The sequence below is a fragment of the Streptococcus sp. SM5 genome, assembly GCF_027497975.1.
This window is the reverse complement of the sequence record NZ_JAJNSC010000008.1, coordinates 136,611-150,015: the sequence shown is the minus strand read 5'-3', so window position 1 is coordinate 150,015 and position 13,405 is coordinate 136,611. Positions and strand designations below refer to the sequence as shown.

17 protein-coding genes are annotated in these 13,405 nt (G+C 40.3%); 16 read left to right on the top strand and 1 reads right to left on the bottom strand.

The genetic code is table 11. The features are described 5' to 3' along the window. The coding region (locus PAN07_RS08085; protein WP_269797675.1) for an SIALI-17 repeat-containing surface protein at positions 1–337 on the top strand (337 nt) is incomplete at its 5' end. Between the two features lie 258 nt (positions 338–595). Continuing rightward, positions 596–1,447, top strand: coding sequence for an NAD(P)H-hydrate dehydratase (locus tag PAN07_RS08080; protein ID WP_049488529.1), 852 nt, complete (start codon positions 596–598; stop codon positions 1,445–1,447). Positions 1,448–1,471: 24 nt separating this feature from the next. Here PAN07_RS08080 and PAN07_RS08075 read toward each other — a convergent pair whose 3' ends face one another. Then, positions 1,472–1,657, bottom strand: a complete 186-nt coding sequence (locus PAN07_RS08075) for a hypothetical protein (protein ID WP_001068558.1) — start codon at positions 1,655–1,657, stop codon at positions 1,472–1,474. Positions 1,658–1,780: 123 nt separating this feature from the next. On the opposite strand from PAN07_RS08075, the gene PAN07_RS08070 reads away from it, so the two are divergent. The 14 genes from PAN07_RS08070 to PAN07_RS08005 all read left to right on the top strand — a co-directional run bounded on the left by PAN07_RS08070 (position 1,781) and on the right by PAN07_RS08005 (position 13,321). Then, positions 1,781–4,261: a bifunctional DnaQ family exonuclease/ATP-dependent helicase gene (locus tag PAN07_RS08070; RefSeq protein WP_346658451.1), complete on the top strand. Its 2,481-nt coding sequence runs from the start codon at positions 1,781–1,783 to the stop codon at positions 4,259–4,261. A gap of 4 nt (positions 4,262–4,265) precedes the next feature. Further along, positions 4,266–5,489 (top strand): FtsW/RodA/SpoVE family cell cycle protein, encoded by a 1,224-nt coding sequence (locus PAN07_RS08065; protein ID WP_042750851.1) that lies wholly within the window; start codon positions 4,266–4,268, stop codon positions 5,487–5,489. Between the two features lie 10 nt (positions 5,490–5,499). Further along, complete coding sequence (locus PAN07_RS08060; RefSeq protein WP_269797674.1) at positions 5,500–6,054, top strand: DJ-1 family glyoxalase III; 555 nt, start codon at positions 5,500–5,502, stop codon at positions 6,052–6,054. Positions 6,055–6,272: 218 nt separating this feature from the next. After that, entirely contained in the window at positions 6,273–6,563 is a 291-nt protein-coding gene (rpsF, locus tag PAN07_RS08055; protein ID WP_001151778.1) for a 30S ribosomal protein S6, read from the top strand. An 11-nt stretch (positions 6,564–6,574) separates the two neighbouring features. Next, positions 6,575–7,045, top strand: coding sequence for a single-stranded DNA-binding protein SsbA (ssbA, locus tag PAN07_RS08050; protein ID WP_004269791.1), 471 nt, complete (start codon positions 6,575–6,577; stop codon positions 7,043–7,045). Between the two features lie 31 nt (positions 7,046–7,076). Beyond that, positions 7,077–7,316, top strand: coding sequence for a 30S ribosomal protein S18 (gene rpsR, locus PAN07_RS08045; RefSeq protein ID WP_000068664.1), 240 nt, complete (start codon positions 7,077–7,079; stop codon positions 7,314–7,316). A gap of 222 nt (positions 7,317–7,538) precedes the next feature. Then, positions 7,539–8,042 (top strand): GNAT family N-acetyltransferase, encoded by a 504-nt coding sequence (locus PAN07_RS08040; protein ID WP_269797673.1) that lies wholly within the window; start codon positions 7,539–7,541, stop codon positions 8,040–8,042. Between the two features lie 79 nt (positions 8,043–8,121). Next, the gene (locus PAN07_RS08035) at positions 8,122–9,522 is read left to right on the top strand and encodes a bifunctional Cof-type HAD-IIB family hydrolase/peptidylprolyl isomerase (protein WP_269797672.1); all 1,401 of its coding nucleotides are present in this window, start codon (positions 8,122–8,124) and stop codon (positions 9,520–9,522) included. 1 nt (position 9,523) lies between these two features. Beyond that, positions 9,524–9,886, top strand: a complete 363-nt coding sequence (locus PAN07_RS08030; RefSeq protein ID WP_000689605.1) for a S1 RNA-binding domain-containing protein — start codon at positions 9,524–9,526, stop codon at positions 9,884–9,886. Between the two features lie 52 nt (positions 9,887–9,938). Further along, on the top strand, positions 9,939–10,688 hold the full coding sequence (locus PAN07_RS08025) for a tRNA1(Val) (adenine(37)-N6)-methyltransferase (protein ID WP_033685376.1): 750 nt from the start codon (positions 9,939–9,941) through the stop codon (positions 10,686–10,688). Beyond that, complete coding sequence (locus tag PAN07_RS08020; protein WP_000349617.1) at positions 10,678–10,974, top strand: GIY-YIG nuclease family protein; 297 nt, start codon at positions 10,678–10,680, stop codon at positions 10,972–10,974. The genes PAN07_RS08025 and PAN07_RS08020 overlap by 11 nt, the downstream gene beginning before the upstream one ends. 178 nt (positions 10,975–11,152) lie before the next feature. Then, positions 11,153–12,088 carry a manganese-dependent inorganic pyrophosphatase gene (locus PAN07_RS08015; protein WP_261220867.1) on the top strand — a complete coding sequence of 312 codons (936 nt, stop codon included), beginning with the start codon at positions 11,153–11,155 and terminating at the stop codon, positions 12,086–12,088. A gap of 86 nt (positions 12,089–12,174) precedes the next feature. Then, complete coding sequence (locus PAN07_RS08010; protein WP_045612053.1) at positions 12,175–12,687, top strand: YiiX/YebB-like N1pC/P60 family cysteine hydrolase; 513 nt, start codon at positions 12,175–12,177, stop codon at positions 12,685–12,687. After that, a complete protein-coding gene (locus PAN07_RS08005) occupies positions 12,671–13,321 on the top strand; it encodes a DUF1803 domain-containing protein (protein WP_080890743.1) in 651 nt (216 codons plus the stop codon). Before PAN07_RS08010 ends, PAN07_RS08005 begins: the two co-directional genes overlap by 17 nt. Positions 13,322–13,405 lie beyond the last annotated feature (84 nt).

Sequence of the window (13,405 nt, the reverse complement as noted above, 5' to 3'; positions counted from 1 at the left end):
ATTGTCAACCGTAGGTGACCAAGCCGCACCGACAGTTGAGAAGCCAGAGTTCCAGGGTGGAGTTAACTCCGTTATGGCCTTGAAACACGAATTACCAGAGTACACAGGTCCATTATCAACCGTAGGTAATCAACCAGCACCGACAGTAGAAAAACCAGAGTTTAAACTAAGTTCGTTAGAAAAATCTCAGACTCCAGAAGCACCAGTTCAAGTTGCCAAGGAAGACAAGAGATTGCCAGAAACTGGTGAAAAACAGTCAGAAACAGCTATTTTCTTGGCAGGTGTTACCTTGGCCTTGTCAGCAGCTTTATTAACTGCAGAACGCAAAGAGGACTAGTCTGTGCGCCTAATACCATTCTAGTTGTATAGATTGGTAGAAGATAAAAAATGAATCGATAAATGAGTCGAATAGATGGAGAGGGCCAATTAGTCCTCCCCGTCTTTACTAGTAAAAATGGAATCGTTTCCTTTCGTGTTGGGACGAAAGGAGAGTAGGGGGGCTTTGTCCCCTCTTTTTCTATATGAACGAAGAGATTTATATTTAAGATGCAAGGTGGATAAACTTTATAGTATAATGAATAGAGAGGAAAAAACAATGAAAGTGATTGAGCAAGAATTATTAGAAAAAGTTATTATTGAACGTTCTCGTACCAGTCATAAAGGAGACTATGGCCGTCTGCTGTTGCTTGGTGGGACTTATCCTTATGGTGGTGCTATCATCATGGCTGCTTTGGCAGCTGTTAAAAGTGGAGCTGGTTTGGTGACTGTTGGAACGGATAGGGAAAATATCCCAGCTTTGCACAGTCATTTACCTGAGGCTATGGCCTTTTCTCTTCAAGACCAGCAATTGTTAAAAGAGCAGTTGGAGAAGGCAGAAGTTGTCTTGCTGGGGCCTGGTTTACAAGACGATACTTTTGGAGAAAATCTAGTAAAACAGGCCTTTGCTAGCTTAAAAAAGAATCAGATTTTGATTGTAGACGGAGGTGCTTTGACTATTCTTGCCAGGATAAGTTTGCCGTTTCCATCTAACCAGCTTATCCTAACTCCCCACCAAAAAGAATGGGAAAAGCTGTCTGGTATTGCTATTGAAAAGCAAAAGGAAGCTGCGACGGCTAGTGCACTGACTTCCTTTCCTCAAGGCATAATTTTGGTGGAGAAAGGTCCAACTACTCGTATTTGGCAAGTTGGTCAATCTGATTTTTACCAGTTACAGGTTGGCGGTCCCTATCAGGCGACTGGTGGTATGGGAGATACACTGGCTGGAATGATTGCAGGATTTGCAGGCCAATTTCGACAGTCCAGTCTCTACGAACGTGTGGCAGTGGCAACCCATCTTCATTCAGCCATAGCCCAAGAACTATCTCAAGAAAATTATGTGGTCTTGCCGACGGAAATCAGCAGTCATCTTCTTAAAATAATGAAAAAAATATCTCAAAAAGGCACCTGATCGTTTCAGGCGCCTTTATATCTTTTAGAAAAAACCTTTAATCTTTCCAACGAGGCCATCTAGACCTTCTGAACCAGAAATCAACTGCTGAGCTTGGGAGAAGTATTCTCCAAGTTGTTCTTGATTTTCTGCAACAAATGTTTTTGCAGCTTCGAAATCTTTTGTTTCGATTAGCTCTTTTACTTGATTAAACAAATCTAATGGGTTCATCTTATGTCTCCTTTTCTGTATAATACTATTCAAACATTTTATAAAAATTTTTTCAAGCAAAGAGATTTTTCTATCGAAGTTGAGGGGTGTCAAACAGGGCTTTTTTTGATATAATTTTTAATGATGAATTCGAGAACTAATCGGTATGTGGTTGTTGATTTAGAGGCCACTAGCACCGGAAGCAAGGCAAAAATTATTCAAGTGGGTATTGTGGTGATTGAAAATGGCGAAATCGTCGATCAGTTTGGGACTGACATCAATCCTCATGAGCCCTTGGATTCTCATATAAAAGAATTAACAGGTTTGACTGATCAACGGTTGGCAGTTGCTCCAGAGTTTTCACAGGTAGCTGGAAGGATTTTTGAACTGGTTAAGGATGGTGTTTTTGTCGCGCACAATGTTCAGTTTGATGCAAATCTTCTAGCAGAGTACCTATTCTTTGAAGGTTATGAATTGAGAACTCCACGAGTGGATACCGTTGAGTTAGCACAGGTTTTGTACCCTCGGTTTGAAAAGTACAATCTCGGCATTCTCTGTCAAGAGTTAGGGATTAAGTTAGACCACGCCCACACCGCTCTCTCTGATGCACAAGCAACAGCAGAGCTTTTGCTTTTTATGCGTCAAAAACTTTTTCAGTTACCAAAAGGACTTTTAGAAACCTTGTTAAATCTTGCAGATAACCTCCTTTATGAAACTTATTTAGTGATTGAAGAAGTATATCAGCGACAGTCCCTCCTTTCTTCTCACGATTTGATGGAGTTCCATGGACTCTTTCTAAGAAAGAAAAGTAAGTCTTTAAAACCACGTAAGCTATCTAAGGATTTTACTAAAAATATTTCCTTATTAGGCTTGGATGAACGTCCTCAGCAAGTTGAATTTGCAGAAAAAGTTGAGCAGTTATTAAAGGAACAGAAAACCGCATTTATTCAAGCCCAAACGGGTCTTGGAAAGACTTATGGTTATCTACTACCAGCTTTGAGCATGGAAAGTGAAGGAGGTATCCTTGTTAGTGTTCCTACCAAAATCCTTCAAAATCAAATTATGCAAGAAGAAGGAAGGCGATTAAAAGATACTTTTCATATTGATATTCATAGTCTTAAGGGACCCCAGAATTATTTGAAGCTCGATAATTTCTATAAGATACTCCATAGGCCAGAGTCCAACCGCCTATTCACACGCTTTAAAATGCAAGTCTTGATTTGGTTAACAGAGACAGAAACAGGTGACTTAGATGAAATCGGGCAGCTGTATCGTTATCAACATTTTCTAGCTGAACTTGTACATGATGGAAGACTTTCAAAAAAAAGTTTATTTATTTCTGAGGACTTCTGGCAACGCAGTCAAGATAGGTCTAAATCGAGTCGCCTTTTGTTAACCAATCACGCTTATCTGGTAACACGTTTAGAGGATGACCCAGAGTTTGTTAACAATCGCTTGATAATCATAGATGAAGCTCAAAAAATGCTGATTGCTCTTGAAAACCTCGCCCAAGAGTCTTATCTCCTCGAGTCTCTAGTAACACAAGTTCAAAAGTCCCTGGAAACAGAAAAAGATCTTATTCAGAGACGGTTGCTTGAGAGTATCGGGTTTGAATGTCGCTATTTGATAGATCAGTTTTACTCAGGGCTTAAGAATGACAAGTGGTTGGATTCTCTTGAAAACTTACGCCAGCATTTTTCTGAGTTAAATCTTCCTGAGTATAGAGATATGACGCGCTTTTTTACATCCGACCGTGAATTTTGGCTGGCAACTGCTGAGAAGTCTAGTAAGGATGTCTTAATCTGCTCAAGTAAAAAAGGTCGCTTCCTACTAGCAGATTTATTGCCAGAGGATTGCAGAGTGCTTGGCGTATCTGCCACTCTTGAAATCAGTAATAGAGTTTCTTTAGCGGACTTATTAGGATTTACTGAAGCCCCACTTATTACAGTTGAATCTTTACAACAGAAGCAACAAGAAGTTCTATTAGTAAATGATTTTCCGTTAGTAACTGAACATTCTCCTTTAGATTATGCAGAAGAGGTTACATCAGTTATCCATTCCTTACAGGCGTTTCAAGAGCCTTTGCTTGTTTTATTTACGTCTAAAGAATTACTGTTAGCAGTGTCAGATTTACTAGACCATCCTCATTTAGCCCAATATAAAAATGGGGAACCCAGTCAGCTGAAGAAACGTTTTGAAAAAGGAGAGCGACAAATATTACTTGGAACAGGAAGTTTCTGGGAGGGGGTTGATTTTTCTACCCATCCTTGCGTTATTCAAGTAATTCCTCGATTGCCTTTCCAAAATCCCCAAGAACCTTTAACACAAAAATTAAATCATGAATTGCGTCAGGAAGAGAAGAATCCTTTCTATGATTATCAGCTGCCAATGGCCATTATTCGTCTCAAACAGGCTTTGGGTAGAACAATTAGAAAAGAGGAACAAGCTTCCATTGCTGTGATACTGGATAGTCGTGTTGTTCATAAACGATATGGTAAACAGATTAGACAAGCTCTAGCGAAGGAAAGAACTATCAGAGAGGTGAATAGAAAACAGATTACCTCTACTGTTATTGATTTCCTCCAAAACAACAAAAATGAAAAATCTAAGAAAGAGGAAAGGTGAATATATGAAACGTTCTCTCGACTCTAGAGTCGATTATAGTTTGCTCCTGCCAGTATTTTTCCTACTGGTTATCGGTGTGGTGGCTATTTATATTGCCGTTAGTCATGATTATCCAAATAATATTCTGCCCATTTTAGGGCAGCAGGTCGCTTGGATTGTCTTGGGACTTGTAATTGGTTTTGTGGTCATGCTCTTCAATACAGAATTTCTTTGGAAGGTGACACCCTTTCTATATATTTTGGGCTTGGGACTTATGGTCTTACCTATTGTCTTTTATAATCCAAGTTTAGTTGCATCAACGGGTGCCAAAAACTGGGTATCGGTAAATGGTGTTACCTTGTTCCAGCCGTCAGAATTTATGAAGATATCCTATATCCTCATGTTGGCCCGTGTGATTGTCCAGTTTACCAAAAAACATAAGGAGTGGAGACGCACAATTCCGCTGGACTTTTTGTTAATTTTTTGGATGATTCTCTTTACCATTCCAGTCCTAGTTCTTTTGGCACTTCAAAGTGACTTGGGGACGGCTTTGGTTTTTGTAGCCATTTTTTCAGGAATCGTTTTATTATCGGGGGTTTCTTGGAAAATTATTATCCCAGTATTTGTGACTGCTGTAACAGGAATTGCTGCTTTCTTAGCTATTTTTATCAGCAAGGACGGTCGGGCTTTTCTCCATCAACTGGGAATGCCGACCTATCAAATCAACCGTATTTTGGCTTGGCTTAATCCTTTTGATTTTGCTCAAACAACGACCTATCAGCAGGCTCAAGGGCAGATTGCGATTGGTAGTGGAGGCTTGTTTGGTCAAGGATTTAATGCTTCTAATCTGCTTATTCCAGTTAGAGAGTCGGATATGATTTTCACGGTCATTGCAGAAGATTTTGGCTTTATTGGCTCTGTCCTTGTTATCGCCCTTTATCTCATGCTGATTTATCGTATGTTGAAGATTACTCTTAAATCAAATAATCAGTTCTACACCTATATTTCTACAGGTTTAATTATGATGTTACTCTTCCATATCTTTGAGAATATCGGTGCCGTGACAGGTTTGCTTCCTTTGACGGGTATTCCCTTGCCTTTCATTTCTCAAGGGGGATCGGCTATTATCAGTAATCTGATTGGTGTGGGCTTACTTTTATCGATGAGTTACCAGACCAATCTAGCTGAAGAAAAGAGCGGAAAAGTTCCATTCAAACGGAAAAAGGTTGTATTAAAACAAATCAAATAAGGAGAAAATCATGGTAAAAGTAGCAGTTATGTTGGCTCAGGGCTTTGAAGAAATTGAAGCTTTGACAGTTGTAGATGTTTTGCGTCGGGCAAATATCACTTGTGATATGGTTGGGTTTGAAGAGCAAGTGACTGGTTCGCATGCAATCCAAGTAAGAGCAGATCGTGTCTTTGATGGTGATTTATCAGACTATGATATGGTTGTTCTTCCTGGCGGCATGCCTGGTTCTGCACATTTGTGCGATAATCAGGCCTTGATTCAAGAGTTGCAAAACTTCGAGCAAGAAGGAAAAAAACTAGCAGCCATTTGTGCTGCGCCAATTGCCCTCAATCAAGCAGGGCTATTGAAAAACAAGCAGTACACTTGTTATGACGGTGTTCAAGAGCAAATTCTTGATGGTCACTACGTTAAGGAAACAGTAGTGGTAGATGGTCAATTGACAACCAGTCGAGGCCCTTCAACAGCCCTTGCCTTTGCCTATGAGTTGGTGGAGCGATTAGGAGGAGATGCAGAGAGTTTACGAACAGGAATGCTCTATCGAGATGTCTTTGGTAAAAATCAGTAAAACGGATTCGTAATCTCTATAGTTTGATAAATACTAAAATATTGATCACTCTCTATAGAGTTGTATTTTTTGAGAAGATGATTCGTCATCTTCTTTTTTATTTCAGTGTTTTTACTTGCGTAAAAAAATTTTTTCTAGTATAATAGTTTATTGTGAGCAAACCTCACTTACCCCTTGCAAAGTCTTGGGGTCATTAGACCAAAAGGAGGAACATATCAATGGCTAAATACGAAATTCTTTATATCATTCGTCCAAACATTGAAGAAGAAGCTAAAAACGCTTTGGTAGCACGTTTTGACTCTATTTTGACTGACAACGGTGCAACTGTTGTTGAATCAAAATCTTGGGAAAAACGTCGTCTTGCATACGAAATCAAAGATTTCCGTGAAGGACTTTACCACATCGTTAACGTTGAAGCAAACGACGATGCAGCTCTTAAAGAGTTTGACCGTCTTTCAAAAATCAACGCTGACATTCTTCGTCACATGATCGTCAAAACTGACGCGTAAGAAGGTAAACTATGATTAACAATGTTGTACTTGTAGGGCGTATGACACGTGACGCTGAGTTGCGTTATACCCCATCAAATGTAGCAGTTGCGACTTTTACTCTTGCAGTAAACCGTACATTTAAGAGTCAAAATGGCGAACGTGAGACTGATTTTATCAATGTCGTTATGTGGCGCCAACAGGCTGAGAACCTTGCTAATTGGGCTAAAAAAGGCTCACTTATCGGGGTGACAGGTCGTATCCAGACTCGTAGTTACGATAACCAGCAAGGACAACGTGTCTACGTGACAGAGGTCGTGGCTGAGAATTTCCAAATGTTGGAAAGCCGTAGTGTGCGTGAGGGTCACACAGGTGGAGCTTATTCTGCACCAACTGCAAACTATTCAGCACCTACAAATTCAGTACCAGACTTTTCACGTGATGAAAATCCATTTGGAGCAACAAATCCATTGGATATTTCAGATGATGATTTACCATTCTAATGGACAACTAAAATTATAAAGGAGAAAAAACATGGCTCAACAACGTCGTGGCGGATTCAAACGCCGTAAAAAAGTTGATTACATCGCAGCAAACAAAATTGAATATGTTGATTACAAAGATACTGAGCTTCTTAGCCGTTTCGTTTCAGAACGTGGGAAAATCCTTCCTCGTCGTGTAACAGGAACTTCAGCTAAAAACCAACGTAAAGTAACAACAGCTATCAAACGTGCTCGCGTAATGGCTTTGATGCCTTTCGTAAACGAAGATTAAAAAAGAGGTCCGGGCGGACCTCTTTTTCAGACCCCGACGGGTCTTTTTTTCACGAGCCTTAAAATGAGAGAGCGAGTTGGGCCTGGGTGGACCTCTTTTTCATGAGCTCGGAAAAAAGAAAGCGAATTAAGACCCGTTTGGGTCTTTTTTCACGAGATAGTTTTTTTCTGACTTTGGCGTGCTATAATGGTAATAGAAAGAGTAAAGGTGGGTAAGTCAAAGATGAATTGTATGATTAGAAATATGATTAAGTCTGATATTGAATCCTTATCTCATGGATTTATGAATCAAGGTTGGCCTGCTAGAGAAGAAATCTTAGCTAGCTATTTTTGGGAGCAAGCAAGTGGCGACAGAGAAGTCTTGGTAGCGACTATGAATGGAGTAGTGGCAGGTTATATTACCATTTTGCCCTCTGCTAAACATGGTCCTTTTGCAGAAGTCTATCCAGAATTATCAGATTTTAATGTGTTTGAGTCTTTTCGAAATCAAGGGATTGGGAATCAACTGCTAGAAGAAGCAGAAAAACGAGTCAAGTTTGTTTCGAGTAAGGTCACTCTTGGTGTAGGTTTGCACTTAGGCTATGGTCCTGCCCAGAGATTGTATATCAAACGAGGCTATATTCCAGATGGGACAGGTGTGTGGTATAGAAATAAACCGCTAGAAATGGGTGCAAGTTGTCAAAATGATGATGATTTAGTTTTATACTTATCCAAGGACTTACAATAAAACTGGAAACTTTTTGAAAATAGGGGATTTAGCTACTTTATGGTATAATGGAAAGAGTTAGATTGAAAGAGGTAGTGAGATGGATGCCAAATTAAGATATAAGGCAAAGAAAATCAAGATTGTCTTTTTTGATATTGATGATACATTGCGGAATTCAAAGACAGGTTTTATTCCAGCTTCAATCCCAACTGTTTTTAAGCAATTACGTGAGAAAGGAATTTTGACAGGTATTGCTTCTGGACGAGGGATTTTTGGTGTCGTTCCAGAGATTCGTGAGCTCAAGCCTGACTTTTTTGTGACCCTGAATGGAGCTTATATCGAAGATAAAAAAGGTCAGGTTATTTATCAACATCAGATTGAGAAATCAGATGTTGAGGAGTATATCTCTTGGGCCAAGCAAGAGGGAATTGAGTATGGTTTGGTTGGGAGTCATGATGCCAAGTTATCGACTCGCACTGATATGATTAGTGAAGCTATCAATCCAATTTATCCCGATTTAGATGTAGATCCTGATTTCCATGAAAAAGAAAATATCTATCAGATGTGGACTTTTGAAGATAAAGGAGATGACTTGCACTTGCCTGATAGTCTCTCAGACAAACTTCGCATGGTTCGTTGGCATGAGCATTCGTCTGATATTGTGCCGATTTCAGGCTCCAAAGCGACGGGGGTGGAAAAGGTTGCGGAACACCTTGGTTTGAAACCAGAGAACGTCATGGTTTTTGGAGATGGCCTCAACGACTTGGAACTCTTTGATTATGCTGGAATCAGCGTTGCCATGGGAATTTCTCATGATAACATCAAAGAAAAAGCAGATTATATTACAAAAACATTGGAAGAAGATGGCATTTTTGATGCCTTAGAAGGATTTGGTATGGTAGAAAAAGAATTGCATTTCCCACAAGTAGACATTGAAACAGTAGAAGGTCCTATCGCGACTATTAAGACCAATCACGGAGACTTGCGTATCAAGCTTTTCCCTGAACATGCTCCTAAAACAGTAGCTAACTTTGTTGCACTTTCAAAGGATGGTTACTATGATGGTGTCATTTTCCACCGTATTATCAAGGACTTTATGATTCAAGGTGGAGATCCAACTGGAACTGGTATGGGTGGCGAGTCAATCTACGGCGAATCATTTGAGGATGAGTTCTCAGAAGAACTTTACAATATCCGTGGTGCTCTTTCTATGGCCAATGCTGGTCCAAATACCAACGGCAGTCAGTTCTTTATCGTGCAAAATCAACATTTGCCTTATTCTAAGAAAGAAATTGCTCGTGGTGGTTGGCCAGAACCGATTGCGGAAATCTATGCCAACCAAGGTGGAACTCCTCATCTAGACCGCCGTCACACTGTGTTTGGTCAGCTAGCTGATGAAGCTTCTTACGCTGTCTTGGATGCCATTGCTGCTGTTGAGACAGGAGCTATGGATAAGCCAGTTGAAGATGTCGTGATTGAAACAATTGAAATCGAGGACTAGGATGAAAATCGGTGATAAACTAAAGGGCCGTATTACAGGGATTCAGCCCTACGGTGCCTTTGTTGAGCTAGAGACGGGTGATACGGGACTGATTCACATTTCAGAGATTCGGACAGGCTTTATTGAAAATATCCAAGAAGCCTTGAAAGTTGATGAAGAGGTTCAAGTTCAAGTAGTGGATTTAGATGAATTTACAGGGAAAGCTAGTCTTTCTATCCGCACTTTGGAGGAAGAAAAGCACCAGTTTCCGAGACGGCGACGCTTTTCAAGCGACCGTTTTAACTACGGCTTTGCGCCTCTTAAACGAATGATGCCAATTTGGACCAAGGAAGCCCTTCAACATTTGAAGAATCAGAAGCACTAGTTAGAAATCTCTATCTTTTGTAATGTTAATATAAATTTGCTATAATAAGACCATGGAAGAAGAACAATTATTAAAATCAGGAGAGCGCATTAACCAGCTCTTTTCGACAGATATCAAAATCATTCAAAATAGAGAGGTTTTTAGCTATTCGGTGGATAGTGTTCTCTTGTCACGTTTTCCACGTTTTCCTAAAAAGGGCTTGATAGTGGATTTTTGCGCTGGAAATGGAGCAGTGGGGCTATTTGCTAGCACTCGGACTCAGGCACAGATTTTGGCTGTTGAGATTCAGGAGCGTTTGGCGGATATGGCTGAACGCTCTGTCCGTTTGAATGGTTTAGAAGAGCAGATGGAGGTCATCTGTGATGATTTGAAAAATATGCCTGCTTACATCCAGGGAAGTAAGGTGGATATGATTTTGTGTAATCCACCCTATTTCAAGGTGGATCCTCATTCTAATCTGAACGAGAGTGAACATTATCTCTTGGCTCGCCACGAAATCACGACTAATTTGCAGGAAATCTGTCGTAGTGCCCAGAGTATTCTCAAGTCCAACGGGCGTTTGGCCATGGTTCATCGCCCTGATCGACTTCTGGATATTTTGGATACCTTACAACGGCATAATCTAGCCCCTAAGCGCCTGCAGTTTGTTTATCCAAAAAGAGAAAAGGAAGCCAATATGCTTTTGATTGAGGCAATCAAGGATGGTTCAACAAGCGGCTTTAAGGTCTTACCACCTCTCATTGTTCACAATGATGATGGCTCTTATACGCCTGAACTTGAAGAGATTTATTATGGATCATAAGGCTTATATGTACGTGCTGGAGTGCCGTGATGGATCTTACTATACAGGCTATACGACTGATGTGAGAAGACGCCTTGCTGTCCACAATAGTGGGAAGGGAGCCAAATACACACGAGCACGCTTGCCAGTCAAACTTATCTATGTTCAAGGTTTTGCCAGTAAGGAAGAAGCCATGTCAGCAGAAGCCCTTCTCAAGCGTAAGAAGAGGCCACAGAAGGAAAGATTTTTATCTGAAAATCAAGATAGAAATTTACTCATACTCAATGAAAATCAAAGATCAAACTAGGAAGCTAGCCGTAGTCAGTACTTGAGTACGGCAAGGCGAAGCTGACGTGGTTTGAAGAGATTTTCGAAGAGTATCAGTTATTTTGAAGAATTGTGAGGAGCCCTTTGACTCCTCTTACTTTTGTCAAAAAGCGAAAAAAATGCTACAATAAAGAGAATAAATAAAATGAGGTATTATCATGTCTAAGATTCTAGTATTTGGTCACCAAAATCCAGACTCAGATGCCATCGGGTCATCTGTAGCCTTTGCCTACCTTGCAAAAGAAGCATACGGTTTGGATACGGAAGCTGTTGCTCTTGGAACTCCAAATGAAGAAACAGCCTTTGTCTTGAACTATTTTGGTGTAGAAGCACCGCGTGTTATCACTTCTGCCAAAGCAGAAGGAGCAGAGCAAGTTATCCTGACTGACCACAATGAATTCCAACAATCTGTATCAGATATCGCTGAAGTAGAAGTTTATGGTGTTGTGGACCACCACCGTGTGGCTAACTTTGAAACTGCAAGCCCACTTTACATGCGTTTGGAGCCAGTTGGATCAGCGTCTTCAATCGTTTACCGTATGTTCAAAGAACATGGTGTAGCTGTGCCTAAAGAGATTGCTGGTTTGATGCTTTCAGGTTTGATTTCAGATACCCTTCTTTTGAAATCACCAACAACACACCCAACAGATAAAGTTATTGCTCCTGAGTTAGCTGAATTGGCTGGTGTGAACTTGGAAGAATACGGTCTTGCAATGCTTAAGGCTGGTACGAATTTGGCTAGCAAATCTGCTGACGAATTGATTGACATCGATGCTAAGACTTTTGAATTGAACGGAAATAATGTCCGTGTTGCCCAAGTAAACACAGTTGATATCGCTGAAGTTTTGGAACGTCAAGCAGAAATTGAAGCTGCAATGCAAGCTGCCAACGAAGCAAACGGCTACTCTGACTTTGTCTTGATGATTACAGATATCGTCAACTCAAACTCAGAAATCTTGGCTCTTGGTGCCAATATGGGCAAGGTCGAAGCGGCTTTCAACTTCAAACTTGAAGACAACCACGCCTTCCTTGCTGGTGCCGTTTCACGTAAGAAACAAGTGGTACCTCAATTGACTGAAAGCTTCAATGCTTAAGATTTTGAGTGTTAATTCAAATTAGGAAAGGCTAGTTTGCCTTATATCGAAAGGAGTTTCGGCTCCTTTTTTTCTAGGAGTGAAGCATGTTAGAAAATGGCGATTTGATTTTTGTGAGAGATGAGTCAGATATGGGGCAGGCCATCCAGACTTCCACAGGCAACTATAACCATGTTGCGATTTGTTTGGATGGGATGATTTACCACGCTAGTGGACAGACTGGTGTTGTCTGTCAAGAACCGGCAGACTTCTTTGAGTCCAATCACTTGTACGACCTCTATGTTTACCCAGAAATGGATATCCAGTCTGTGAAGGAAAAAGCTTGCAAATATCTAGGAGCACCCTACAATGCTTCTTTCTATCCAGATGGAGAAGGTTTTTACTGTTCCCAGTACATGGCAGAAATCCTACCGATTTTTGAAACCATACCTATGAAATTTGGGGATGGGGAGCAGGAGATTAGTGATTTTTGGAGAGAGTATTATAGAGAACTAGGCCTACCTGTCCCTTTGAACCAAGCTGGGACCAATCCTAGTCAGTTGGCAGCATCGCCTCTGTTAGAATGTAAAGAAAGGAATCTTCATGATTCAGATTTTTAATCCATCTCGTTTGACAAGACAGCCATTTTTTAGAGAATTGATCCGCTATCTGGACCAGCATGAGGATGTTATTTTGCGAGAAATTAAGGCTCAATTTCCAGATATAGCAGTTGATAAACTCATGGAAGAGTATATAAAGGCAGGCTTGATTCTACGAGAAAATAAGCGTTATTACCTTAATCTTCCTATGCTTGAATCACTCGATAGTCTTGAACTGGATCAAGAGATTTTTGTCAGCGAAGCTAGTCCGGTCTATCCAGCCTTGTTGGATCAGAGTTTTGAGACAGAATTACGAAATCAAACCAATGCAGCTATTTTAGTTGAAAAGACGGACTTTGCGAGATCAAAAATGACCCTGTCCAATTATTTCTACAAGGTCAAACATCAGTATCCTTTGACAGAAAAACAGCAGGAACTCTATGACATTTTGGGAGATGTCAATCCTGAGTATGCTCTCAAATACATGACAACTTTTTTGCTAAAATTTCTCAAAAAAGATCAGCTTATGCAGAAACGTCGTGACATCTTTGTGGACAGTTTAGTTGTCCTAGGTTATATTGTCCAAAATGAAGATGGAAAGTATGAGTTGGCTATCGATTTGGATAAGGAAAGATTAACTTTCTACTTGGCCTGATTTTTTGTTTCTGAGCACATTATTTGACTTTCCTTAGTATTCGGTATAAACTATATGTAACCGGTAACACATATCGGAATAAAA